Annotated in this window: 23 protein-coding genes; 11 read left to right on the top strand and 12 right to left on the bottom strand. The window is 70.3% G+C overall.

The window, feature by feature from the left end:
* Positions 1–45 precede the first annotated feature (45 nt).
* Complete coding sequence (gene uvrA, locus G361_RS0115825; RefSeq protein WP_019928070.1) at positions 46–3039, top strand: excinuclease ABC subunit UvrA; 2994 nt, start codon at positions 46–48, stop codon at positions 3037–3039.
* A 287-nt stretch (positions 3040–3326) separates the two neighbouring features.
* Here the strand turns inward: uvrA and G361_RS0115820 are convergent, their stop codons facing one another.
* From G361_RS0115820 to G361_RS0115810, 3 genes are all read right to left on the bottom strand, one after another.
* Entirely contained in the window at positions 3327–4154 is an 828-nt protein-coding gene (locus tag G361_RS0115820) for a bifunctional 2-polyprenyl-6-hydroxyphenol methylase/3-demethylubiquinol 3-O-methyltransferase UbiG (protein WP_026343085.1), read from the bottom strand.
* 196 nt (positions 4155–4350) lie between these two features.
* The gene (locus G361_RS0115815) at positions 4351–5511 is read right to left on the bottom strand and encodes an alpha-hydroxy-acid oxidizing protein (protein WP_026343084.1); all 1161 of its coding nucleotides are present in this window, start codon (positions 5509–5511) and stop codon (positions 4351–4353) included.
* A gap of 62 nt (positions 5512–5573) precedes the next feature.
* Complete coding sequence (locus G361_RS0115810) at positions 5574–6998, bottom strand: MFS transporter (RefSeq protein WP_196814488.1); 1425 nt, start codon at positions 6996–6998, stop codon at positions 5574–5576.
* 75 nt (positions 6999–7073) lie between these two features.
* Between G361_RS0115810 and G361_RS0115805 the strand changes: the two genes are divergently transcribed.
* Positions 7074–7535, top strand: a complete 462-nt coding sequence (locus tag G361_RS0115805) for a MarR family winged helix-turn-helix transcriptional regulator (RefSeq protein WP_019928066.1) — start codon at positions 7074–7076, stop codon at positions 7533–7535.
* An 8-nt stretch (positions 7536–7543) separates the two neighbouring features.
* Here G361_RS0115805 and G361_RS0115800 read toward each other — a convergent pair whose 3' ends face one another.
* The 3 genes from G361_RS0115800 to G361_RS0115790 all read right to left on the bottom strand — a co-directional run bounded on the left by G361_RS0115800 (position 7544) and on the right by G361_RS0115790 (position 9588).
* Positions 7544–8839 (bottom strand): hypothetical protein, encoded by a 1296-nt coding sequence (locus G361_RS0115800; protein ID WP_019928065.1) that lies wholly within the window; start codon positions 8837–8839, stop codon positions 7544–7546.
* The gene (locus G361_RS0115795; protein ID WP_019928064.1) at positions 8836–9060 is read right to left on the bottom strand and encodes a hypothetical protein; all 225 of its coding nucleotides are present in this window, start codon (positions 9058–9060) and stop codon (positions 8836–8838) included. Before G361_RS0115795 ends, G361_RS0115800 begins: the two co-directional genes overlap by 4 nt.
* A 189-nt stretch (positions 9061–9249) precedes the next feature.
* Entirely contained in the window at positions 9250–9588 is a 339-nt protein-coding gene (locus tag G361_RS0115790; protein ID WP_019928063.1) for a DUF1844 domain-containing protein, read from the bottom strand.
* A 396-nt stretch (positions 9589–9984) separates the two neighbouring features.
* Between G361_RS0115790 and infC the strand changes: the two genes are divergently transcribed.
* The 4 genes from infC (at position 9985) to G361_RS0115770 (ending at position 12304) form a co-directional block, all read left to right on the top strand.
* Positions 9985–10686: a translation initiation factor IF-3 gene (gene infC / locus G361_RS0115785; protein ID WP_155981681.1), complete on the top strand. Its 702-nt coding sequence runs from the start codon at positions 9985–9987 to the stop codon at positions 10684–10686.
* 65 nt (positions 10687–10751) lie between these two features.
* Entirely contained in the window at positions 10752–10946 is a 195-nt protein-coding gene (gene rpmI / locus G361_RS0115780) for a 50S ribosomal protein L35 (RefSeq protein WP_019928061.1), read from the top strand.
* 80 nt (positions 10947–11026) lie between these two features.
* On the top strand, positions 11027–11407 hold the full coding sequence (gene rplT, locus G361_RS0115775) for a 50S ribosomal protein L20 (protein WP_019928060.1): 381 nt from the start codon (positions 11027–11029) through the stop codon (positions 11405–11407).
* A gap of 93 nt (positions 11408–11500) precedes the next feature.
* Positions 11501–12304: an RNA methyltransferase gene (locus G361_RS0115770; protein ID WP_019928059.1), complete on the top strand. Its 804-nt coding sequence runs from the start codon at positions 11501–11503 to the stop codon at positions 12302–12304.
* Between the two features lie 6 nt (positions 12305–12310).
* On the opposite strand, the gene G361_RS0115765 is transcribed toward G361_RS0115770, so the two are convergent.
* Positions 12311–12880, bottom strand: coding sequence for a TetR/AcrR family transcriptional regulator (locus G361_RS0115765; RefSeq protein WP_036495124.1), 570 nt, complete (start codon positions 12878–12880; stop codon positions 12311–12313).
* A 186-nt stretch (positions 12881–13066) separates the two neighbouring features.
* Here G361_RS0115765 and G361_RS0115760 point away from each other — a divergent pair, with 186 nt between their 5' ends.
* From G361_RS0115760 to pheT, 3 genes are all read left to right on the top strand, one after another.
* Positions 13067–14488, top strand: coding sequence for a DHA2 family efflux MFS transporter permease subunit (locus tag G361_RS0115760; protein ID WP_036494129.1), 1422 nt, complete (start codon positions 13067–13069; stop codon positions 14486–14488).
* Between the two features lie 238 nt (positions 14489–14726).
* Positions 14727–15788, top strand: a complete 1062-nt coding sequence (pheS, locus tag G361_RS0115755; RefSeq protein WP_019928056.1) for a phenylalanine--tRNA ligase subunit alpha — start codon at positions 14727–14729, stop codon at positions 15786–15788.
* Between the two features lie 37 nt (positions 15789–15825).
* Positions 15826–18333 carry a phenylalanine--tRNA ligase subunit beta gene (pheT, locus tag G361_RS0115750; RefSeq protein ID WP_019928055.1) on the top strand — a complete coding sequence of 836 codons (2508 nt, stop codon included), beginning with the start codon at positions 15826–15828 and terminating at the stop codon, positions 18331–18333.
* Between the two features lie 299 nt (positions 18334–18632).
* Here pheT and G361_RS0115745 read toward each other — a convergent pair whose 3' ends face one another.
* Positions 18633–19175, bottom strand: coding sequence for a YaeQ family protein (locus G361_RS0115745; RefSeq protein ID WP_019928054.1), 543 nt, complete (start codon positions 19173–19175; stop codon positions 18633–18635).
* 193 nt (positions 19176–19368) lie between these two features.
* Here G361_RS0115745 and G361_RS0115740 point away from each other — a divergent pair, with 193 nt between their 5' ends.
* On the top strand, positions 19369–20532 hold the full coding sequence (locus tag G361_RS0115740) for a glycosyltransferase (protein ID WP_026343083.1): 1164 nt from the start codon (positions 19369–19371) through the stop codon (positions 20530–20532).
* Between the two features lie 97 nt (positions 20533–20629).
* On the opposite strand, the gene G361_RS0115735 is transcribed toward G361_RS0115740, so the two are convergent.
* From G361_RS0115735 to G361_RS0115725, 3 genes are all read right to left on the bottom strand, one after another.
* Positions 20630–20830, bottom strand: a complete 201-nt coding sequence (locus G361_RS0115735; protein ID WP_019928052.1) for a DUF6186 family protein — start codon at positions 20828–20830, stop codon at positions 20630–20632.
* On the bottom strand, positions 20823–21320 hold the full coding sequence (locus G361_RS0115730; protein ID WP_019928051.1) for a hypothetical protein: 498 nt from the start codon (positions 21318–21320) through the stop codon (positions 20823–20825). The genes G361_RS0115735 and G361_RS0115730 overlap by 8 nt, the downstream gene beginning before the upstream one ends.
* Before the next feature lie 99 nt (positions 21321–21419).
* Complete coding sequence (locus tag G361_RS0115725) at positions 21420–21938, bottom strand: CGNR zinc finger domain-containing protein (RefSeq protein WP_019928050.1); 519 nt, start codon at positions 21936–21938, stop codon at positions 21420–21422.
* Positions 21939–22094: 156 nt separating this feature from the next.
* Here G361_RS0115725 and G361_RS0115720 point away from each other — a divergent pair, with 156 nt between their 5' ends.
* On the top strand, positions 22095–22289 hold the full coding sequence (locus tag G361_RS0115720) for a DUF3046 domain-containing protein (RefSeq protein WP_019928049.1): 195 nt from the start codon (positions 22095–22097) through the stop codon (positions 22287–22289).
* Positions 22290–22470: 181 nt separating this feature from the next.
* Here G361_RS0115720 and G361_RS0115715 read toward each other — a convergent pair whose 3' ends face one another.
* On the bottom strand, positions 22471–23508 hold the full coding sequence (locus tag G361_RS0115715) for a GlxA family transcriptional regulator (protein ID WP_019928048.1): 1038 nt from the start codon (positions 23506–23508) through the stop codon (positions 22471–22473).
* Between the last annotated feature and the right edge of the window lie 40 nt (positions 23509–23548).

Genomic DNA, 23548 nt, shown 5'->3' with positions numbered 1-23548 from the left:
GCGGGGTAGTTCTGATTGCCGAAAACGAGGGAGAAGGGACGGCCTGTGTCGGATCGCCTGACGGTGCGCGGAGCGCGGGAGCACAACCTCAAGGGGGTCGATATCGACCTACCCCGCGACAGTCTCATCGTGTTCACCGGGTTGTCCGGTTCGGGTAAGTCGAGCCTCGCCTTCGACACCATCTTCGCGGAGGGCCAGCGCCGGTACGTCGAATCGCTGTCGGCCTACGCGCGGCAGTTCCTGGGCCAGATGGACAAGCCCGATGTCGACTTCATCGAGGGCCTGTCGCCGGCGGTGTCGATCGACCAGAAGTCCACCAACCGCAACCCGCGGTCCACGGTGGGCACCATCACCGAGGTCTACGACTATCTGCGCCTGCTCTACGCCCGCGCGGGCACCCCGCACTGCCCGGTCTGCGGTGAGCTGATCGCCAAGCAGACCCCGCAGCAGATCGTCGATCAGGTCCTCGCGATGCCGGAGGGCACCAAGTTCCAGGTGCTCGCGCCGGTGGTGCGCACCCGCAAGGGCGAGTTCGTGGATCTGTTCGACCAGCTCAACGGCCAGGGGTACTCCCGCGTCCGGGTCGACGGCGTGGTGCACCAGCTCACCGATCCGCCGAAGCTGAAGAAGCAGGAGAAGCACGACATCGAGGTGGTGGTCGACCGCCTCACCGTGAAGCCGACCTCCAAGCAGCGCCTCACCGATTCCATCGAGACCGCGCTGCGGCTCGCCGACGGCATCGTCGTACTCGACTTCGTCGACCGCGACGAGCACGCGCACGACCGGGAGCGGCGCTTCTCCGAGAAGCTGGCCTGCCCCAACGGCCACCCGCTCGACATCGAGGATCTGGAGCCGCGGTCGTTCTCGTTCAACTCGCCCTACGGCGCCTGCCCGGACTGCACCGGCCTCGGTATCCGCAAGGAGGTCGACCCGGATCTGGTGGTGCCCGATCAGGAGCTGAGCCTGGCCGAGGGCGCCATCGCGCCCTGGTCGCGCGGGCAGACCGCCGAATACTTCCTCCGCCTGCTGTCGGGCCTGGCCGACGCGCTGGGCTTCTCCCTGGACACCCCCTGGCGGCAGCTGTCGGCCAAGGTGCGCAAGGCGGTGCTCGAGGGCAGTTCCGAGCAGGTGCACGTGTCGTACACCAACCGGTACGGCCGGAAGCGTTCGTACTACGCCGATTTCGAGGGCGTCATGCCCTTCCTGCAGCGGCGGCTCGACAACACCGAGTCCGAGCAGATGAAGGAGCACTACGACGGCTACATGCGGGACGTCCCGTGTCCGGTCTGCAGCGGGGCCCGGCTGCGCCCGGAGATCCTGGCCGTCACGCTGAACAGCGAGGCCGGCCGCAAATCCATTGCGGCCGTGTGCGATCTGTCGATCCGCGAATGCTCCCGCTTCCTCAACACCCTGGACCTGGGTGAGCGCGAGGCGGCCATCGCCGGTCAGGTGCTCAAGGAGATCCAGGCCCGGCTCGGCTTCCTGCTCGACGTGGGCCTCGAGTACCTGACGCTGTCGCGGGCCGCGGCCACCCTGTCCGGCGGTGAGGCACAACGTATCCGGCTGGCCACCCAGATCGGTTCTGGTCTGGTCGGCGTGCTGTACGTGCTCGACGAGCCGTCCATCGGCCTGCACCAGCGCGACAACCGCCGCCTCATCGAAACCCTCACGCGCCTCAAGAATCTCGGCAACACGCTGATCGTCGTCGAGCACGACGAGGACACCATCCACGCCTCCGACTGGGTGGTCGACATCGGCCCGCTGGCCGGCGAGCACGGCGGTCAGGTGGTCTACAGCGGCCCGTATCCGGGTCTGCTGGCCGACCCCAATTCGCTGACCGGAGCGTATCTTTCGGGCCGCGAACGCATCGAGGTCCCGATGGTGCGCCGGCCCGTCGACCGGAAGCGCCAGCTCACCGTCATCGGCGCGAACGAGCACAACCTGCGCGAGATCGACGTGAACTTCCCCCTGGGTGTGCTGACCGCGGTCACCGGCGTCTCCGGCTCGGGCAAGTCCACTCTGGTCAACGACATCCTGGCCACCGTCCTCGCGAACAAACTCAACGGTGCCCGCCAGGTCCCCGGCCGCCACACCCGCATCAACGGCCTCGACCATCTCGACAAGCTGGTCCAGGTCGACCAGTCCCCGATCGGCCGCACGCCGCGGTCCAACCCGGCGACCTACACCGGCGTCTTCGACAAGATCCGCACCCTGTTCGCCGCCACCACCGAGGCGAAGGTCCGCGGCTACCAGCCCGGCCGCTTCTCGTTCAACGTGAAGGGCGGCCGCTGCGAGGCCTGCTCCGGCGACGGCACCCTGAAGATCGAGATGAACTTCCTCCCCGACGTGTACGTCCCGTGCGAGGTGTGCCACGGCGCGCGCTACAACCGGGAAACCCTCGAGGTCCACTACAAGGGCAAGACCATCGCCGAGGTGCTCGACATGCCCATCGAGGAGGCCGCCGAATTCTTCGAGCCGGTCACCTCGATCCACCGCTATCTGAAAACCCTGGTCGACGTGGGCCTCGGCTACGTCCGCCTCGGCCAGAGCGCCCCCACCCTCTCCGGCGGCGAGGCCCAGCGCGTCAAACTCGCCGCCGAACTCCAGAAACGATCCACCGGCCGCACGGTCTACATCCTCGACGAGCCCACCACCGGCCTGCACTTCGAGGACATCCGCAAACTCCTCGCCGTGATCAACGGCCTGGTCGACAAGGGCAACACGGTCATCGTCATCGAACACAACCTCGACGTGATCAAGACCTCGGACTGGGTCATCGACATGGGCCCCGAGGGCGGCTCAGGTGGCGGCACGGTCGTGGCCCAAGGCACACCGGAAGAGATCGCCGCCGTCCCCGACAGCTACACCGGCCAATTCCTCTCCACAGCCCTCACCCCGGCCGAACCCACCCGCCGCGCCACCACACCGACCAAACCCGCCGCCAAGAAGACCGCGAAAAAGGCGGCCGCCAAAAAACCGGCCGAAGCGGACCCCAAACGGGCAGCAGCAGCCCGCCGCCGCGCCGCCGCCCTCCGCTGAGGTTCACCGGCGGCGGCCGCGGCGCCGCCGCCCCGTCGGATTCGGTTGCAGTGCAGTCGAATCCGGACGGTACGACGTTCCGCCCTCATCGGTACGCCGGTCGGTGGTGGATTCGGTGGCTCGGTAGCGTGCCGGACGGTACCGCTCGGTACCGAGGGTACGGCTCGGCAGAATACCGAGTCGATACGGCGGCGACCGGAGACGCGAGACATCCGGCGCGACAATGCCTCTCGGTCGGTCGACGCGATCATCGCCGTTGCCGCGGGGCCGATCCGAATCTCCGGGTCTCAGTCGGCACGCTGTCCGACCCGGAGAAAGGTCAGGTAGCGGCGCGCGACGCGGTCGTCCATATGTGTGCGGATGCGCTCGGCGACGGCGTCGAGTAGCGGCTCACGGATATCGCTGTCGAGTCGGCGGTACAGCGACGTCGAGCGCAGCAGGTCGGCGAAGCCGTCCCCGTCGAACCATTGAACGGTCGGGTACCAGCGCACGATGGCCGGGCCGAACAACTCGCCGAGCTCGTCGGCCGGGCCCCAGTTGTCGTCGGTGGTGCGGACGTCGTCCTCCCCTGGCGGATGACCCCAGCCGGGGTTTCCGGGGCAGAAGCGCTCGTGGAGATCGGCGGTCTCGGCGTATACCTCCGGCTCTCCCGGTCTGCGGACGACGACGTGCCCGAGCAGCGCCATCCAGCCGCGGGGACGCAGAACATCGTGCGCTCGTTGTCGGCCGATCACCGGGTCGACCCAGTGCCAGGACGATGCGGCCACCAGGACATCGAAGCGCCGGCCGCGGTCGTCCCAGTCCTCGAACGCCGACGTCTCGACTTCGACATTGCCGCAGGTAGTGAGCCGACGGCGAGCGAGGGCCGCCATATCAGTGCCCGGCTCGACGGCGGTCACCGAGCATCCGAGCGCCGCGAGCGAGCGTGTCGCCTGACCGGTGCCGCAGCCCACTTCCAGTACCGACGAGCGTTCGTCCATTCCGGTGAACGCGCCGAGGTCCGCGAACAACTCGGCTGGATATCCGGGCCGGACCCGGTCGTAGAGCTCCGGGACTTCGTTGAACAACCCGCCGAGGGTGGGTCGATCCGGGTGCATCCCGGGGTCATCGGTCACGGACGCGAGAGTCTACGAGATTCGGCTGTGACGAGCGCGTCAACGTCTCGCCGAGGCCGAGCGCTCGAAGGTGCCGGTACCAGGCGGCACTGTGCTGTGGTCGAGTCGAATGGTTCCACTCGGGTCCGGTCGAATGGTGTGCTCGGGTCGGGTCGAACGGCTGCGGCTGGATCCGTTGTCGCAGTGTGGATTTCGATCAGCGCACCAGACGGAGGGTGTCCGGGGTGAGGTCGGCGAGGGTGGGGTAGCCGTCGACAGCCATGATCAGGTCGGCCTCGGCGAGGAGGGCGCGCAGGACGTGGACGATGCCGTCGGTGCCGGCCAGGGCAGCGCCCCAAACGTAGGGGCGGCCGATGCCGACCGCGGTGGCGCCGAGGGCGAGGGCCTTGACGATGTCGGCGCCGCTGCGGATGCCGGAGTCGAACAGGACGGGGAGGCCGTCGGCCGCGGCGACGACCTCGGGGAGGACGTCGAGGGCGGGGAGGCCGCCGTTCGCTTGGCGCCCACCGTGATTGGAGCAGTAGATGGCGTCGACGCCGGCGTCCTTGGCGCGGCGGGCGTCCTCGGGGTGGCAGATGCCCTTCACGATCAGTGGGAGGTCGGTGAGGGATCGCAGCCACGGTAGATCGTTCCAGGTGAGCGGGTTGCCGAAGGTCTGGACCCAGCTCAGGATCGCGGCGCGCGGGTCCTCCTCGGGGGTCTTGTCCAGGCTCGCGCGGAAGACCGGGTCGCTGGTGTAGTTGGCCAGGCAGTGGCCGCGCAGTTGCGGGAAGTTGCTGGCGCCCAGGTCCCGTGGCCGCCAGCCGGTGATCCAGGTGTCGAGGGTGACCACGATGCCCTGGTAACCGGCCTGTTCGGCGCGATGCACCAGGCTCGCGGCCAGATCGCGATCCTTCGGCGTGTACAGCTGGAAGAAGCCGGGGGTGTCGCCGAATTCGGCGGCCACCTGTTCCAGCGGGTCGACGGTCAGGGTGGACGCGACCATCGGGACGCCGGTGCGGGCGGCGGCGCGCGCGGTCGCCAGGTCGCCGTGGCCGTCCTGGGTACACAAGCCGATCACGCCGACCGGGGCCAGGAAGAGCGGGGAGGGCAGGGTCAGGCCGAACAGTTCGATCGACATGTCCCGTTCCGCCGCACCGACGAACATCCGCGGCACCAGCCCCCAGCGGTCGAAGGCGGTGACGTTGGCATTCTGGGTCCGCTCGTCGCCCGCGCCGCCCGCGACATAGGACAGCACCGACGGCGGCAGCGCCCGCGCCGCGCGTTCCTCCCATCCGGCGTAATGCATCGGCAGGGTCGGCTGGATCCCGACCAGACCGGCGAAGTAGATCTCGTTCTGGAAGTCGGCGAATGCCACGGGCTGTCCCTTCTCGGCGCGGTAAGTGCAGGATTCTGCCAAATCGCCCACCGCGGGGGAGGTCAACGACGCCGGTGTCGCAACAACAACGCGCCGGCGACGGCGAGCGCCACGCCGATTCCGGCCGCCACCAGGAAGACGACGTCGTAGCCCGCGGCGAGGGCGGCGGTCGCGCCGCGTCCGCTCGTCGCCGCGGTCCGCGCGCTCGCGACCGTCGCCAGGACGGCCAGCGCCACCGCACCGCCGACCTGACTCGCCGTAGTGGCCAGTCCGCCGGCGATCCCGGCGTCGCCCTCCGGCGCGTCCGCGGTGGCGACGGCCATGAGCGTCGGGAATACGAGTCCGAGTCCGGTCGCGACGAGCAGGGTCGGGCCGAGGACGGCGGTGAGATAGCCGCTGCCGGCGTGGGTATGGGCCAGCCAGCCGAAGCCGGCCAGGAAACAGGCGCCGCCACCGGCCACCAGAATCGCTGCGCCGCAACGCGAGAGCAATCGCGCCGACCATCTCGCCACCAGTACGAAGGCGATCGCAGCAGGCGTCTGGCCCAGCCCGGATCGCAACGCGCCGTAGCCGAGCACCTCCTGCAACAGCAGAGAAGTGAAGTACCACATGGCGATCGGGATCGCGCCGAACAACAGCAGCAGAGCGTTGCCCGCCGCCACCTGGCGAATTCCGAACAGCCGCAACGGCATCATCGGCCGCGCGGCGAAATACCGCTCCACCGTGAGGAATACGAGCAACAACACGGCACCGGCCCCGATCGGTACCAGCACGCGCCCTGCGGTCCACCCGTATGCACCGCTGCCCATCACCCCGAAGACCAGCGCCCCCAGCCCCGCCGTACCGGTCACCGTGCCGATCGGATCCAGTCGTTCCCGCCGTTCGCCCGCCGCGCCGGGCAACGCCGCGACCGCCACCGCGATCAGCACCGCCCCGATCGGCACATTGATCAGGAACACCCACCGCCACGACAGCGCGCCGGTGATGGCGCCACCGGCGACCGCACCGGCCATCCCGCCCGCGCCACCGGCGGCGGACCAGGCGCCGAACGCCCGGGCCCGCTCGGCTCCCGCCGCGAATCCGGTGTTGATCACCGCGAGGGTGGCCGGAGCCAGCAGCGCCGCCCCGGCGCCCTGCACCATCCGCGCCGCGACCAGCACCGGCGCGGCGGTGGCGAGCCCGCCGGCCAGGCTCGCCGCGGCGAACAGCAGCAGCCCCGCGACGAACATCCGGCGGTGCCCGAACAGGTCGGCGGCGCGTCCGCCCGACAGCATCAGGCCCGCGAACGTGAGCAGATATCCGTTGACGACCCAGGCCAGCCCGGTGGGGGAGAAGCCGAGCTCCCGCTGGATCGACGGCAGCGCGACATTCACCACCGACGCGTCCAGGATCACCATGAACTGCCCGGCGCAGGCCAGCGCCAGCACCACCCACGCGGCGCCGAAACCACGGCGGGACAAGGGATTCGACACCGATTCGGTCACCACGAGCACTCCCGGAGACAGCAGGAACAGTTACGTGCATAATGTTATGTGCGTAACCAATTCGTCAAGAGGAGGGTCGTGGACTTCGATCGAGCCGACGCCGTCAACCAGGCCGTTCGCCTGCTGAGCCTGCGTCACCGCGCCCGCGCCGCCACCCTGCTGGCGCCGCTGGGCCTGCATCCGGGCCAGGAGGTGCTGCTGCTGGAGCTCGCCCGCAACGGCCCGGTGATCCAGGCGCAGCTGGCCGAGGCGCTCGGTTGCGAACCGCCCAGCGTCACCCTGATGGCCCGCAAACTCGAGGCCTCCGGACATCTGCGCCGCACCCCGGCCCCCGACGACAAACGGGCCAGCATCGTCGAACTCACCGACGCCGGCCGTGCCCTGGCGGAGGAGGTGAAGAAGATCTGGTGCGCCCTCGCCGACGAAACGGTGGCCGGCCTGCCCGCGCGAACCGTCGCCGGACTCCCCGCGCTGCTGGAAACCCTGACCGGCAACGTCGACACCCGCCGCCCCCGCGCCGAGCGTCGCGGTACGCGGTGATCAGCGGTTCAGCCCAGTTTCCAGTCGTCCTCCGGCCCGCGATGGCGGCCCATGCGCCGCCGCCGGAAGAACACCTCCTCCACCGACATCGGCTGGCCGGCGGCGGTGATGGCGGCGAGGCGGTTGTCCATCTGATACTCGTGGATATGGCGTTGCAGCCCGGCCTGCCGTTCCGGCGGAAGAGTCGCCCACACCGCGCCGAACCGGGTCTGCACATCGGTGTCGGCCACCGCGACCAGCCGCAGCAGCGAGGGCCACAGCTCGGTCTCGGTGGCGTGGGTGGGTAGTTCCCGCACCGCGTCGTCGGGCAGTTCGGAGATCCAGCGGGCGACGTAGCGGCGGGTGTCGACGTCCATCCGCATGGCCAGTTCGCCGAGCCCGCGCCAGCTGTCCGCCCGGCTGTTCGTCGCGAGCGCGCCGACCAGCGACGGCAGTACGGCGCCGTCGTACAGCACCGGATTGCCCGCGAGTTTGCGCAGCGCGGACGGGCTGAGCCGGCCGGCGAAGGTCAGCAGTTCGGCGCCGGCGCCGCCGCGGACCGTCGCGGCGATCACCGCGCCGATGCCGGCGGCGGGCGCGAGGTCGAACAGGATGTCGCCGACGGCCGTCACCACGTCGGGATCGCAGCGGGAGAACACCGTGACGGCCGCCGCCTGCAGATCCGGCGAGCCGTTGAGCATCGTGTGCACCATCCGCGGGATCCGCTGCCCGGGCCCGGTCAGGAAATGCCGCACGATGGCGCTGACCGCCGTCCCCGAGTATGCGAACGCGGCGGAGTAGATCAGGCCCGCGTCGTCGGGCACGCCGCGCTCGACCGCCTCGATCAGCGCCGGGGTGGCATAGGCGAGGAACGGGCCCGCGGTGACGTAGTCGCGGCGGCGCAGGATCTCGTTGACGACCTCGAGCACCGGTTCGGTCGGGGCGATGTCGGCGAGTTGCCCGACGGCCTGCGGATCCATGTAGGGTGCGCAGTCGGCGGCGTACTGCGGGTGCAGCATGGTGATCGTCTCGGCGGCCTTGCGCGGGTGCTCGATACCCACCGCCCCGGCCGCGCGGCCGGTCAGCATCGGCGGAATCAGCCGCTGCACCAACGGAATCGAGATACCCAGGGGGATGAGCGGCACCAATCTGCTGATCCGGGCGAAGGTTTCGCTGTGATGCTCGAACAGCGCGGCGCTGACCCGCTGCTGCAACTCGTGTAGACGGTCCGGGCCGAGGCGTTCCAGGTGCGCCAGCCGCTCCGGGGCCACGTGCAGAGTGCGCGCCAGCAGGATGATCTGAGCGCGGACGACCAGGCTGCTCATCGATCGAGCGTGTGGCCGAACATGATCCGCTTCGTCGTCGGGCCGAGCGGCCAGGGCAGCGCGTGCACCATCCGATCCACCGCCTCGGACAGCGCGTCGACCTCACGTGCGCGGGCGCCCTCGAACAATCGCAGCAGGTCCGCGGTCTCGGCCTCGGATAGGAAATCGAGCGCGGGAATCGGGCCGTGCAGTGCCGCTTCGAGCTCGCGTCGGGCAGTCATGGTGCTCCTGGATCGGGTACTCCTTCGCCAGCCTCTATTACCCCTCGAATCGGCGGGCAAATCCTGGCATTCGCCCAAATCTGTGCGCCGGGCCAGCCTTCCCCGGGTTCGAATTGGCGGTCGCCACCAAGAGTGGCCCGATCAGGGCGGTCGCGCCACCCCACGGTTACCCGTGCCGGGGAGGCGGATTCAGTACACCGGACCGGTGTATTTCTCGCCGGGGCCCCTGCCCGGCTCATCCGGATGGGCGGAGGTCTCCCGGAATGCGCGCTGCAGGGCCTGCAACCCCTCGCGCAGCGGACCGGCGTGCGGGCCGAGGTACTCCACCGAGGCGGTGATCAGGCCGGCCAGGGCGGTGATGAGGCGACGCGCCTCGTCCAGGTCCAGATGCGCGCTGGCCTGCGGATCGTCGTCGGCGAGGCCGAGCTTCTCGGCGGCCGCGCTCATCAGCATCACCGCGGCCCGGCTGATGACCTCCACGGCGGGGATCTCGGCCAGCTCGCGCACGGTCTCCGACGGATTGCTCATGCGGGTAGCATGGCACCGACGCCGATATGCCTGGTCGCGGGGTTGCCCGATTGGGATGATGCCGCACGGGGGTGTTAAGCTGTACGGCGACGACCGCCCCGGTCCGATCACAGTGTCGCGTCAGCAGTACTTCTGTGCCAGGTCCGGGGCCACAAGTGGAGCCCGACTCCCACCGTTCGCCGATCAGGCCGGACGGTCCGGTCGCCCATTCGATACGAATGGGTTCCTGCGTGGGGCAATATGCCCGCGCGGGGTCGACGCGTTCGTTCGCGTCGTCGGCCGGTCGACATCGGGCCCCGTGGCGGTGAAATACCGCAGCGGGGCTTTCGTGTTGGATATGGGGTTGCAGTTATAGCTTGCGGTCGTTGGACGACACCGCTTGACCTAGGAGGCCCCATCAGCACTGAGACCCGCATCAACGATCGCATCCGCGTTCCCGAGGTTCGACTCATCGGACCGGGCGGTGAACAGGTAGGGATCGTGCGTGTTGAAGATGCACTGCGCGTCGCGCAGGAAGCCGATCTCGACTTGGTCGAGGTCGCGCCGGACGCGCGACCACCGGTCTGTAAGATCATGGACTACGGCAAGTTCAAGTACGAGACGGCGCAGAAGGCGCGCGAGTCCCGGAAGAACCAGCAGCAGACCGTGATCAAGGAGCAGAAGCTCCGTCCGAAGATCGACGACCACGACTACGAGACGAAGAAGGGCCATGTCCTTCGCTTCCTGCAAGCAGGCTCGAAGGTCAAGGTGACGATCATGTTCCGTGGTCGCGAGCAGTCGCGGCCCGAGCTGGGCTTCCGGCTGTTGCAGCGGCTGGCCTCCGACGTCGCCGAATTCGGCTTCGTCGAGACGTCGGCCAAGCAGGACGGCCGGAACATGACCATGGTCCTCGCGCCCCACAAGGGTGCGAAGACGCGGGCGAAGGCACAGCAGACGGTTTCGCAGCGCGGATCCGCCCCGGTCGGTAACGGCGTCTCCGACGCGCCGGCCAACGGCGTCCCCGACGTGGCGACCAACGGCGTCTCCGACGTGGCGCCGGAGCAGGTGCCCGTGACGGTGCCCGACGCGGCCCCCGCGGAAGCGGAAAGCCCGCAGTAACCGAAACAGCTGACGGCGGGACTCGCGTGCGGCGAGCCCGCCGGCAATGACAGATTGAGGAATCCATGCCGAAGATGAAGAGCCACAGCGGCGCCTCGAAGCGATTCAAGGTGACCGGTCGCGGCAAGCTGCTGCGTGAGCAGGCGAACCGTCGCCACCTGTTCGAGCACAAGTCCTCCCGCCGGACTCGTCGTCTGGAAGGCACGGAGGTCGTTGCGGCGGCCGACGTCCGCCGCGTGAAGAAGCTGCTCGCCAGCTGAGCCGGCTCTCCTCGAGCTACCGCTTACCACCGACCCCCGGGCGCCCGCGTGCGCCCCTCGATCGAACAAGGAACTGACAAGTGGCACGCGTCAAAAGGGCCGTCAACGCTCAGAAGAAGCGCCGTACCGTTCTGGAGGCCTCCAAGGGCTACCGCGGGCAGCGCTCCCGGCTGTACCGCAAGGCCAAGGAGCAGCAGCTCAAGTCGCTGACCTACGCGTTCCGGGACCGCCGGGCCCGCAAGGGTGACTTCCGCCAGCTGTGGATCACCCGCATCAATGCGGCCGCCCGCGCGAACGACATCACCTACAACCGGTTCATCCAGGGCCTGAAGGCCGCGGGTGTCGAGGTCGATCGCAAGATCCTCGCCGAGCTCGCCGTCTCCGACGCCGAGGCGTTCGCCGGTCTGGTCGCGGTCGCCAAGGCCGCCCTGCCGGAGGATGTCAACGCTCCGGCCGCCTGAGCCGGGTGACACCGACACATTCGAAACGACCCGCGGCCGCGCTCGCCGAGCGCAACCCGCGGGTCGTTCCGTGCTGTCCGGCGATCGGCGGCCATGAGCGCTGAGGCCATCGACTGGCGCAATCCGCGGGTCGTCGCCGCGGTCAAACTCCATCGCGCGCCGCAGCGCCGCAGGACCGGGCTGTTCCTCGCGGAGGGTGCGAACTCGGTCGAGGCCGCCCTCGACACCGAGCGCGTGGTCGAGCTGTTCTACTCGCTCCGCGCCGCCGAACGTGAGCACGCCCTGGTGGCGAGTGCCGTGGCCCTCGGCGTGCGCACCACGCTGGTCGCCGAGCGCGCCGCCGAACAGCTGGGGGAGACCGTCACCCCGCCCGGCCTGGTCGCCGTCTGCCGCACCGTGGACGTTCCGCTGCCGCGGGTGCTGGCGGCGCGGCCCCGGATGCTCGCGGTCCCGGTCGAGATGTCCGATCCGGGTAACGCCGGAACGCTGATCCGGGTGGCGGATGCCGTCGGCGCGGATGCGGTTGTGCTGGCCGGTGATTCGGTCGATCCGCACAACGGCAAATGCGTACGTGCTTGTGCCGGAAGCCTTTTCCACGTCCCGGTGGCCCGGGAGCGTGATGTCGACGCGGTGCTGGCGGCCTTGCGGTCGGCCGGCGTGACGGTGCTGGCCACCACCGCCCGCGGCGAGGTCGACCTCGACGCCGCGGACGAGATCCTCACCGGGCCGGTGGCGTGGCTGTTCGGCAACGAGGCGCACGGCCTCGATCCCGGGATCGCGCGGCGGGCCGACCATCGGGTGCGGATACCCATCCACGGCCGGGCCGAGAGCCTGAATCTCGCTGCGGCAGCGGCCATCTGCCTCTACGCGGGTGCGCGCGTACAGCACCGCGGCTAGCCGCGCTCACTCGTCGACGAGACCCTCGAGCAGTTCCGCCGACCAGTCGCAGGCCAGCGCGTCGGGCCCGAGCACCTGCATCGCGGCCAGTACGGTCAGCAGCATGCCCTTGGCCATGAAGTCGCGGCCCTGTTCGGCCGAGGCCCCGGTGAGTTCGCGCACCAGACGGTAGATGCGGCCGAAGCGCTCCCGGGTCCGGTTGCCGATGATCGGGTCACCGCTCGCGGCGAAGCCGTGCAGCATCAGCATCAGGAGTTCGCGCTCGGTCAGGAACACGTCGAAGGCGGCGCCCAGCGACTCCATGCGCTCCTCCGGGCTCGCGCCGGGGCCGAGTTCGTCGGCGGCGGCCCGGAAGATCTCCTCGATGCGGTCGCAGGCGCGTTGCACGCTCTCGACGAACAGTTGCTGCTTACTGCCGAACAGCCGGATCACATACGGCTGGGAGACGCCCGCCAGGCGCGCGATCTCATCGGTTTTCGTTGCGGCATAACCGGATTCGGCGAAGGCGGCAACGGCTGCCGTGAGCACCTGTTCGCTTCGTTCGCCGGCGGTCAGACGGGTGCGCGGCGCTGCCATCTCGTCGTCCTCCTTCTCGGTGCCGGGCGCTCTCGTGCCCCGGTTCGATCCTGCCATCGGCGGCGATCGGCCGATCGGCCCGTCCTCGTGGCGGGTGCCGAACCAGCACCTGTTGACATGTTATCAGTCAATGCATACTCTGACTCGCATCAAGTTATCAGTGGATAACAACAAAGGATTCCGGTCATGACCACAGCCCTCGCCTCCGGGTCGTCAGCTTCCGCCGCGCGCCCCCGCGCGCCCCGATCTCTCGCCGCCGTACTCCTCGCCGTCGGCATCCCGATGTTCATGGTCACGCTCGACAATCTGGTCGTGACGAACGCGCTGCCCGTGATCAAGCGGGAGCTCGGCGCCTCGCTGGCCGATCTGCAGTGGTTCGTCAACGCCTACACACTGTCGTTCGCCTCGCTGCTGCTCACCGCCTCCGCGCTGGGGGATCGGATCGGCCGTAAGCGGATGTTCCTGATCGGCATCGCCGTGTTCACCGCCGCCTCCGCCGCGTGCGCGCTGGCCACCGAGCCGTGGATGCTGATCACCGCGCGAGCGGTGCAGGGCTTCGGCGGCGCCGCGGTCATGCCGCTGTCGCTGACCCTGCTCTCGGCGGCGGTTCCGGAGAAGATGCGCAGTGCGGCCATCGGTATCTGGGGTGGCCTGTCCGGACTCGGCGTCGCGCTCGGCCCGGTCATCGGCGGCGCCGTCGTCAACGGCCTGAACTGGCAGTGGATCTTCTGGCTGAACGTGCCCATCGGCATCCTGGCGCTGCCCTTCGTGGCCCGCGTGCTCTCCGAATCCCACGGCGGCACAGGACGTTTCGACCTGCCCGGCCTGGTGCTCGGCTCGACCGGCATACTCGCGGTGGTCTGGGGCATCGTCCACGGCGCCGACGACGGCTGGACCGCCGGCCGCGTCCTGGTCGCGCTGATCGCCGGCGCGGTCCTGCTGGCCGGCCTGATCGCGTGGGAACTGCGCACCCCGTATCCGCTGCTGCCGCTGCGGCTGTTCCGGTCCCGTGCCTTCGGCATCGCCAACATCACCACGTTCACCTTCGGCATCGGCGTCTTCGGCTCGATCTTCCTGCTGGCCCAGTACTTCCAGGTGGTGCAGCATCTGGATCCGCTGCAGTCGGGAATCCGCACGCTGCCGTGGACGCTGGCGCCGATGGTCGTGGCCCCGATCGCCGGCCTGGTGGTGGACCGCGTCGGCGCCCGCACCCTGATCGTCGCCGGGCAGGCGCTGCAAGCGGTGGCGCTGGGCTGGATCGCCGCGGTGGTGAGCGTGCACACCACCTTCGGCGCCTTCGTCGGGCCGTTCGTCCTCGCGGGGATCGGCATGGGCCTGACCTTCGCCCCCGGCGCCACGGTCATCATGTCCAGCGCCGCGCCGCAGGACCAGGCCGTCGCCTCCGGGACCAGCAACACCCTGCGCGAGGTCGGCGTCGCCCTCGGTATCGCGGTGCTGGCCTCGGTGTTCGCCTCGTACGGTTCGTACCTGGGTGGTGAACAGTACGTCGACGGGCTGGTGCCCGCGGTGACGGTCGGCGCGGTGATCGTCGCGGTCGGCGCGGTGCTGGCGCTGCTGCTGCCGCGGCGGATCGTCGCGGCGCAGTAGAAAGTCCTGCCAGTACGCCCCGTCCGGCCGAATGCCGGGCGGGGCGTACGCTGTTCCGGGCTCGTGCGCGCACGAGCCCGACCGCTCGCGTGGCATGCGGAGATCCCGACGGCGCACCCCTGCCGGATCCGGTGGCGAAAGCCGGATGAGGCGGCCTGATTGGATTGTCTACGATGCGACCGGCAAGAATGAGGCAGACAACCAGCCGGACGGGTACCAGCCAGGGAGACGAACCATCGTGGCCGACGACAACGCATCAGCGGATCCGACAGCGGCGCTGACCGAGGAGGCGCTCGCCGCCGCTGCCGACGCGGCGCAGCAGGCGTTCGCCGCGGCGGCCGATCTGGATGCGCTCGCGGCCGCCAAGACCGAGTACATGGGTGGTAAGTCGCCGATCGCGCTGGCCCAGCGCTCCCTGGGCACGCTGCCCAAGGAGGAGAAGGCCGACGCGGGCAAGCGGGTCAACGTGGCCCGCGGCCGGGTGACCGACGCCTACGAGGCGCGCCGCGCCGAGCTCGAGGCCGCACGCGACGCCGCGGTGCTGGTCTCCGAGACCATCGACGTCACCCTCCCCGCCGGCCGGGCCGCCACCGGCGCCCGCCACCCGATCACCGTGCTGTCCGAGCGCATCGCCGACGTGTTCGTCGGGATGGGCTGGGAGGTCGCCGAGGGTCCCGAGGTCGAGACCGAGCACTTCAACTTCGACGCGCTCAACTTCCTGCCGGATCATCCCGCGCGGACCATGCAGGACACCTTCCACATCGCGCCCGAGGGCTCGCGGCAGGTGCTGCGCACCCACACCTCCCCGGTGCAGGTGCGGTCCATGCTGGAGCGGGAGCTGCCCATCTACGTGGTCTGCCCCGGCCGCACCTTCCGCACCGACGAGCTCGACGCCACCCACACCCCGGTGTTCTCGCAGGTCGAGGGCCTGGCCATCGACCGGGGCCTGACCATGGGCCACCTGCGCGGCACGCTGGACGCCTTCGCCCGCGCGCTGTTCGGACCCGATACCCGAACTCGCATGCGCCCCAGCTTCTTCCCGTTCACCGAGCCCTCCGCCGAGGTCGACGTCTGGTTCCCGGACAAGAAGGGCGGCGCCGGCTGGGTCGAGTGGGGCGGCTGCGGCATGGTCAACCCGCGCGTGCTCATCGCCAGCGGTATCGACCCCGACGTGTACACCGGTTTCGCGTTCGGTATGGGCATGGAACGCACCCTGCAGTTCCGCAACGGCCTGACCGATATGCGCGACATCGTCGAGGGCGACGTGCGATTCACGCTGCCGTTCGGCGTCCAGTCCTGAACCAACCTGCCCGATTCGAAGGAAAGCGGAACGTCACGTGCGAGTAGCGCAGTCCTGGCTGACGGAGATCCTGCAGCGCGCCACCCCCGAGTGGTCGGTGACCCCGGACGAACTGGACGCCGGTTTCGTCCGGGTGGGCCTCGAGGTCGAGGAGATCGAGTCCCTGCAGCGCATCACCGGTGACCTGCCGCATCCGCTGGTGGTCGGCCGGGTCGCCGAGATCACCGAGCTCACCGAGTTCAAGAAGCCGATCCGATTCTGCCGGGTGGACATCGGGATTCCCGACCACCTCCAGGAAATCGTCTGTGGCGCACGGAATTTCGCGGTCGAGGATCTGGTCGTGGTGGTGCTGCCGGGCGGTGTGCTGCCGGGCGGATTCGCGATCAGCTCGCGCACGACCTACGGACACGTTTCCAACGGGATGATCTGCTCGGTCGCCGAACTCGGGATCGGCAAGGACCACTCCGGCATCCTGGTGCTCGAGCCCGGCACCGCGCTGCCCGGCGCCGACGCCAACATCCTGCTCGGCCTGGACGACACGATCGTGGAACTCGCCATCACGCCCGATCGCGGCTACGCGTTCTCCGCCCGTGGCCTCGCGCGCGAGCTGGCCTGCGGTTTCGACCTCGAATTCGTCGATCCCGCGACGCGCACGCTGCCCGATTCGGCGATCGAGGCGTGGCCCGTGCGGCTGGAACCGGATTCGCTGTGCACCCGATTCGCGGCGCGGCGGGTCACCGGCATCGATCCGGCCGCGGTCAGCCCGTGGTGGTTGCAGCGGCGGCTGCTGCTGTCCGGCGTGCGGCCGATCTCCCCGGCCGTCGACGTCACCAACTACGTCATGCTCGAACTGGGCCAGCCGCTGCACGCCTTCGACGCCGCGAAGGTGCGCGGCACGTTGGTGGTGCGCCGCGCCCACACCGGCGAGACCCTGCGCACCCTCGACGACGCGGAACGCACCCTGCACGCCGAGGACGTGGTGATCGCCGACGACAGCGGCGTGGTCTCGCTGGCCGGTGTCATGGGCGGCGCGAGCACCGAGGTGGGCGAGGCGTCCACCGACATCCTGCTCGAGGCCGCGACCTGGAATCCGGTCGCGGTGGCGCGCACCACGCGCCGGCACAAGCTCTCCTCGGAGGCCTCGCGCCGGTTCGAGCGGATCGTGGATCCCGAGGTCAACATCGCGGCCCTGGATCGCGCCGCCGACCTGCTCGCCCGGATCGCGGGCGGGACGGTCGAGCCGGTGCTCACCGATGTGCGGGTGCCGACTCCCGCCGCGCAGCCGATCCGCATCGATATCGATCTCGCCGACCGCATCGCCGGCGTGACCTACGCGACCGGTACCTCCGCGCGTCGCCTCACCCAGATCGGCTGCACGGTCGAGGTCGGCGTCGACGAGACCTCCGGACATGCCCAGCTGGTGGTCACCCCGCCGAGCTGGCGGCCGGATCTGACCCAGCCCGCCGATCTGGTCGAGGAGGTGCTGCGGCTGGAGGGCCTGGAACAGATCCCGTCGGTGCTGCCGACCGCGCCCGCGGGCCGCGGCCTCACCGCCGGTCAGCGCCGCCGCCGCGCGGTCAGCCGGGCGCTGGCATTCGCCGGTGCCGTCGAGGTGCCGTCGCCGGTGTTCATGCAGGAGGGCGTGTTCGACACCTGGGGTCTGGACGCCGACGACCCGCGCCGCGACACCCTGCGCGTGCTCAACCCGCTCGATGCCGAGAAGGCCGAGCTGTCGAGCACCCTGCTGCCCGGCCTGTTCGAGATCGCCGTGCGCAACCTCTCGCGCGGCGAGCGCGATCTCGCCCTCTACGCGATCGGCCAGGTGGTCCTCGCCACGGCCGGTACCGCGCCGGTCCCGCCGCTGCCGGTGGATCGGCGACCGACCGACGCGCAGATCACCACCCTGCTGAACTCGCTGCCGGAACAGCCGGTGCACGTGGCCGCGGTCCTCACCGGCCGCCGTGATCCGCGCGGACCGTGGGGTAAGGGCCGGGTCGCCGAGGCGGCCGACGCCTTCGCGCTCGCGGACGCGGTCGCCGCCGCGGCCGGGGTGGACCTCGAGCGCCGCGCCGCCGCGCGGCTGCCGTTCCATCCGGGCCGCTGCGCCGAACTGGTCGTGTCGGGCACGGTGGTCGGGTACGCCGGTGAGCTGCATCCGGCCGTCCTGGAACGGTCGGGTCTCCCGGCGCGCACCTGCGCGCTGGAACTGGACCTGGACGCGTTGCCGCTGCGTGAATCCCGTCCGGCCCCGGTGATCTCCGCATTCCCGGCGGTCCTGCAGGACGTGTCGGTGAGCGTCGAGAAGGCCGTGCCCGCGGCCGCGGTCGAGACGGCCCTGCGCTCCGGCGCCGGCGATCTGCTCGAGCACATCACGCTGTTCGACGTGTACGAGGGCGAACAGGCCGGTGCGGGCCGCAAATCCCTCACCTACGCGCTGCGGTTCCGGGCCACGGACCGCACCCTCACCGAGGACGAGGCGAGCGCGGCGCGCGATGCGGCGGTCGAGGCCGCCACCACCGCGGTCGGTGCGTTGCTGCGCAGCTGAGGGGTGCGCCGGTTGCTCTTGCCGAGCGGCCGGCACACCGCAGGATACGGCTGCGGCGGCCGGGCTGCCGGTGGACGCCGGGCTTGCCCGGTGGACGAAAACCGCCGCCGAGCGTGTGCTCGGCGGCGGGGGAGAGAAGACCGACGCCCCACAACCGCCTCTCGGCGAGTGGTCGCTCGTAGCGACGAAGGGTGCGGCCCGGGGGTGTTCGGGCGCCGGCAGTCATGGTCAACGGGACTTGCGCGGGATCTATTCCGCGGCCCGCCTTGTGATGCGGGTCACCATCATTCGCGTGTGGTTCAGCTCAGCCGGTGTTCCTCGACCGGGGTGCTGAGGCCGGTGCCGTTCAGATCCAGGTACAGCAGCCGTTCGGTGACGGACAGGGCGGCCGTGTTGCGCCGGTCCAGCACGGCGACCGCGGCATCGACGAAGGCCCGGTCCACGCTGTACAGCGGAATGTCCGCGGCGCGGTGGATCCGCTTCCCCGCCAGCGCGGCGAGCACCTTGGCCGGATCGCGGTGGGTGTAGATCGCGATCTCGTCGGCCAGTTTGCTGCCCCGGTGCACCCGTTCCGCATCGGGCGCGCCGACCTCGATCCATCCGGTGAGCCGACCGGTCAGATCCCGCACCAGCACCGCGGGCTCGTCGGCCGAGGACACGCCGCCGTCGCTGAATCCGATGCCCTCCCGGTATTCCAGGCAGTACGCCAGCAGCCGCGTGACCATGAACTCCGCGCTCTCCGAGGGATGCCGCGCGACCCGGAGGTCCAGCTCCTCGTAGACGCCCCGGTCGACGTCGGCGAGCTGGACGGAGAAGTTGTACACGGTTGCGCTGAAGGCCACAGGAGTAGGACCCTAGCGACCGGACCGGCCGGTGACCCGCTCGGGTGGTCGCGCCGGAGTTCCACTCGCCGTGCGGGTCGCGCTGCCCTGCCGGACGCGGTGCGGGGATCTCGGCGACGACAGCACCGTGCGCGGACTCGGGGACGAGCGATGTTGCCCGGATCCGAGGCGGCCGATGTGGCAGGGTGTGGGCATGCGAGTGGCAGTGGTGGCGGGACCTGATCCGGGACATGCGTTCCCGGCGATCGCGTTGTGTCTGCGACTGCGGACGGCGGGCGACGAGCCGGTGCTGTTCACGGGACCGCGGTGGTTCGAGGCGGCCGAGGGTGCGGGGATCGAGGTGCGGCGGCTGAAGGGCCTGGCGCCGCGCGCCGGGGACGACGACGCCGACGCCGGACTGCGGATCCACGACCGCGCCGCGCACATCTCCACCGAGATCCTGCCGGACCTGCGCGAGTGGGGACCGGACCTGGTGGTGTCGGATGTGCTCACCGTCGGCGGCGGGATGGCGGCCGAACGGCTGGGTGTGGCGTGGGTGGAACTTTCGCCGCATCCGTTGTATCTGCCGTCGAAAGGGTTGCCGCCCATCGGAAGTGGTCTCGCTCCCGGGGTCGGCTGGCGCGGCCGGGCACGGGATGCGTTCCTGCGCAGGATGACCGCTCGTGCGATCGCGCTCGGCGATCGGCAGCGTGCCGCCGCCCGCGTGAGTGTCGGTCTGCCCGAGGAAGATCCGGGCCCCGCCGCGCGCTTGATCGCCACCCTGCCCGCGCTGGAGATGCCGCGCCCCGACTGGCCCGCCGAGGCGCGGCTGATCGGCCCGCTGCTGTTCGAGCCGACCGAGGCCGTTCTGCCACTGCCACCGGGTGATGAACCGCTGGTCATGGTCGCTCCGTCGACCGCCGCGACCGGTGTGGCGAGTATGGCCGAGACGGTCCTGACCGCCCTGGACGGCGCCGGTGTGCGGGTGGTGGTGTCGATGCTGGACACGCCGCCGGCCACGATTCCGCCCTGGGCCACAGCCGGTTTGGGCCGGCAGGACGAATTGCTGCGGCACGCCGATGTGGTCGTCGGTGGCGGCGGGCACGGGCTGCTGGCGAAGACGCTGTCCGCCGGGGTGCCGATCGTCACGGTTCCCGGTGGTGGCGATCAATGGGAGCTCGCGAATCGTGCTGCCCGCCAAGGGGGTTCGATTCTGGTTCGGCCGTTCGACGGCGCCGCGGTCCGAGATGCGGTGCAGCGCATCCTCGGCGATCCGGCCTACCGCCGTGCGGCCGTGGCCGCCGCGGCTACCGCTGCGGAGGTGGACGATCCGGTCGAGCTGTGCCACCGGGCGGTCGAAACGGTCCGCGCGCGTTAGGTTCCGGCGTTCCGGCGTCGCCGCATCGGGACGTCGTCCGTGGCGCCGTGCGGAGCGCGCCGGGTGGATCGGTGCCGAATATGTTTGCGGGGCAAGGTCATCGGGCCAGGAAGTGCCACCCCAGCACGGCCCACACCGCTACGGCGGTCACGCGCAGGACGCGGGTACCGGTGAGGAAGCCGATCACTTCGGCGAGTGAGGCCACCGTCGCGCGGTGCCGCCGGGAGAGGACGGCCGCGGCGAGCGCCACGATCGCCACGGTGGCGAACCCCGTGATGGCGAGCTGCCGATCATTCACCTCGGCGCCACCTCGGGGCGCGGCGAGCGTCGTGGCGGCTGATCCGGGCCGAATGCTGCTGCACCGCACGGAAATCGCGGGGGCGCGTCAGCATCCAGCCGATGACGAGCCAGGCGAACCAGCCGGCGAACCGGAGGGGGCCGTGGTCGAGATAGGGGCCGAGCAGCGTCGACATGGTCGGATGGGCCGGGTCCGGCACCGACCAGCGTGGCTGATGTGCCCAGGCGAACATCTCCCAGGCCAGCAGGGCGACCGCCAGCGTGGTCCAGAGCGCGAGGCCGCGATATATCCGGCCGTCCGGGCGCATCCGGCGATCGGGTGCGCGTACCGCACGAACCAGCGCCGCGAGGGTGAACCCGGCGACCAATACGGTTGCGGCCCGGTCGAACGGGTGCGTGATCGCTCCCACGCCCGACCCGGCGGCCGCGATCGCGAGGGGGCCGAGCGCGCGTCCACCCCGGGGAGGCACGGTGACCGGCTCAGAGGTCATGCGGGCAGGATAGGGCGTCGGCCGCTGCGAGCCGGTGATCGAACGCGGGTGTCGAGTGTCGTGCCGGGGCCCGCATGCGCGCGGTCCCGGCGGCGCGGATCAGGGCTTCTTGGCCTGGTGCCGGGCGGCCTTGACCCGGTTGCCGCAGGTGGCCATGGAGTGCCAGCGGCGGGTGCCGTTCTTCGAGGTGTCGTGGAAGAACAGGATGCAGCGGGGATGATCGCACTGCTTGATGCGGTGCGGGGCGTCGGCGAGCAGTTGCAGCAGATTGTCGGCGGCCAGCCAGCCGGGTAGCCACTCCGTAGCGGGGATCTCGGGAATGTCGGCGGGTCCGGCGGGGGTGAGGGTGCGGCGGATGCGGCCGTGGGCGAGCACGTCGTTCAGGTCGGCGACGTCCGTGGATCCGGTGCGGACGGCCGTCAGGATCGCCTCACGGGTGCGACGCAGCGCGTGCAGTGTGGGCTCGTCGGCACGGCAGCGGAGTTCGTTGGTGGTCAGCCAGCAGGCGAGTCCGGGCACATCGGACAACAGGTCCCGTGGGCCGTCGCCGGTCATCCATCGAGTGTTCAGCAGGTCCAGCGCGAGTGGTTCGCCGAGGTGCGGGCGGGGATCGAGCACGCCTGCGGTCAGCCGGCGGCGGAGGTGGGCAGGTCCATGCGCGCCATACTAACCGGTGTCGTCGATTCACCGGTTGGAGTCGGGTGATGCTCGCCGCCGCCGGCCCGGCGATCGGTCCGATTCGGGGTTCGAGGTCGCGGCGAGTAACCTGGCGCGGTGCGCTTGACCGAATTCAACGAGTTGTTGCACACCGAGTTCGGCGTGGCCCGGGGCGACGCCCTGCTCGCCGATCACACGCTCCTGTCCATGAACGGCCGTACCGGCGCTCAGGCCATCGAGGCGGGTGCCGACCCGCGCGATGTCTGGCGCGCCCTCTGCGCCGAGTTCGACGTGCCTCGCTCCCGCTGGTAATCGGCGGCGGTCCCGCGCGGGAGCGGCGCGCGCGGTACACCCACACCGGCAGCAATATGTTGTGGGCCGCTGCCGTCCGGCTGCTGCCCGAGGAGAACATCATCGCCGTCGCCGCGATCGACCGTGGCGATCCGGACCTGCAGGACCTCCCGCAGCGGATCGCCCTCGGCCTGGCGGAGGCCTACGCGGCCGGTCGACCGGGTGCGGAATTCCCGCCCGGCGCGGGCTCACCCGGCGGATTTCCCGGTGGCGGCCCGAACCGGTGCCGGTACTGGGACGGCCCGAGACCCGTGTGGCGGCGCAACACGGTGCGCAGATGGGCGGCGGTCCCCAGCCCGGTGCGCCGCGCGATCACCTCGAACCGCTCCTCGCCCTGCTCGATCAGCCTGCAGGCCAACGTGACCCGTTCGCCGAGCAGCCATGCCAGCGGGGTGGTGCCGAGTTCGGCGCGGAAGCGGCGGTGCAGGGTGGCCGGGCTGACGGCGGCGCGGGCCGCGAGATCCGCGACCGTCAACGGAATGTCGAGTCGTTGCTGTGCCCAGGCGAGTACCGGGGCCAGCGATCGATCCGGGATGCGCGGGACGGGCCGCTCGACGAACTGCTTCTGACCGCCGTCACGATGTGCGGCGAAGACCAGGCGGCGGCTCACGGCATTGGCGACCTCCGCGCCGTGGTCGCAGCGGACGATGTGCAGGCCGAGGTCGAGGGCGGCGGAACTACCTGCGGCGGTGAGGATGTCGCCGTCGTCGACGAAGAGGACATCCGGCTCCAGCCGCACCGTGGGAAATCGGGCACGGAACCGATCCGCCCACATCCAGTGCGTCGCCGCCCGCCGCCCGTCCAGTATCCCGGCTTCGGCGAGAGTGAAAGCGCCACTACAGAATCCGACCAGCCGTGCGCCGCGGGCATGAGCGCGGCGAATCGCGGCCAGCACGGCGGGCCGGCGCGGCACCTGCACATCCGGACGGTTGGGGACGATGAGGACATCGGCATCCTCGGCGGCCTCGAGGCCCGCGACGCCGGTGAGCGTGAAGAAACCGTCGCGCATCGCCGTCTCGGGCTCCGGTGCGCAGAGCCGGAATTCGTACAGCTCACGCCCGAGTTCCGGCCGGCGGAGCCCGAAGACCTCGGTGGCACAACCCAGTTCGAACGGATTCGAATTCTCGTCCACGATCACCACGACCCGCGGCGGCCGGGCATGCGAGAAATCATGCGGCATATGCGATTCCTAGCACTCACCGCCGATACGGACAACCGGC

This window comes from Nocardia sp. BMG111209, assembly GCF_000381925.1.
Lineage (GTDB): Bacteria > Actinomycetota > Actinomycetes > Mycobacteriales > Mycobacteriaceae > Nocardia.
This window is presented reverse-complemented; position numbering and strand designations above follow the sequence as displayed.